The 1,290-nt window shown below is 46.9% G+C and carries 1 protein-coding gene; it reads right to left on the reverse strand.

What is annotated here, in order from left to right:
* Window positions 1–1,055, reverse strand: a 1,055-nt coding sequence (locus RCF13_RS10710; RefSeq protein WP_308141146.1) for a class I SAM-dependent methyltransferase, incomplete at its 3' end; no start/stop codon positions are given.
* Between the last annotated feature and the right edge of the window lie 235 nt (window positions 1,056–1,290).

The following is a 1,290-nucleotide window of genomic DNA, read 5'->3' on the forward strand; positions in this document are numbered from 1 at the left end:
CGAATTGGGGCCGTCAGTATCCAAGAAGTACTACTGGTTATCTCTGAAAGTGCGCGCTCGACATTCCTACGAGCATCGCCCTCGTGGGCGATGTATTGTCTTAATTCTTCGATTTCCTTACGTTGAGACTCTATATTTTTCTTTTGAAGCTCAATCCTGTTTGCCTGGGACTGAGCATCGCTCAGCAAAGCGCTGTTATTTTTTGACAGTTCTTCGTTTGTGCTACTTATCGTTATCAGGTTCGATTGAACCGCATGCAATTCATTTTTCAACGACTCAATATGGTCTTCCAAAGCCGCCTTGGTTCTGGACAATACCAACTGGTTAACCAGAGCCGCGCCTCTGCTGGAAAAAAGCGTTCGCAATCTCGCCTTGTTGGCTGGATTCTTTGCTAATTCGAAAAGCGCTGCAACCTCCGGAGGCTGGATTTCCCAAAGAGAAATTACACCCAAGCCATGGCTATGCTTGAAACCGATGGAAGGATATTGAGCTCGCAACTCTTCCCATAATTTCCAAACTCCGAAATCGTCCCTACGCACCTCGATGTCATGGAATAACACTATACCACGATCTGACATCGCTGACTTCCACGTTTCGAAGTCATGCCTAACCGCTTCATATGTGTGCGTTCCGTCGATATGCAGCACATCTATAGAGCCATCAGAAAAGTAAGGGCGGGCCTGATCAAAAGTCGCCCGCAACAATGTGGAAAAGGCGGAATATTTCGGATCGTGGTATGCACTGACTTCTTCAAACAAGCCATCCTCACGCTCCATATGAACATCGCCCTGCCAGGTATCCACTGCTGTCCCGGTCGAGCCAAGTTGCAGAGTCGCCACTGCCTGGCACATTGCGCAGTACGAATTTCCTCGATGGGTCCCCAACTCCACAAAACGTGCAGGCTTGGAAACTTTCATCAACCAAAAAATGAACGGGATATGTCCAACCCAGTGCTCAAAAGGGACAAGCCGATCTGGCATCCAGAAAAATTCATCTCCAATATTCAATTCAGAAATGATGTCCAGAAGAATTTTTGTGTCGTTATTTTGGCGCATAGTTGGACCCGTCATGGTATCGCGATTGGCTTAGGAAACTGTATCGAGAGCCTGGAATTTTCCGAAACCTCTTGACGCCACATTCCATCAGGCGATGCTTCTAAGCTCACATTCTAACCATAGCCTACTATAAGGCTGTGATTCATCCTAGTAGTCGAATTACGGCGGCAGGATCAAATGCAGGAACTTCGACTGGTATATCTTCGATTTTATTTCTGATCGGTGTTATCTGACC

Origin of the sequence: Stenotrophomonas maltophilia group sp. RNC7, assembly GCF_030910085.1 — a bacterium.
Classification (GTDB): domain Bacteria; phylum Pseudomonadota; class Gammaproteobacteria; order Xanthomonadales; family Xanthomonadaceae; genus Stenotrophomonas; species Stenotrophomonas sepilia.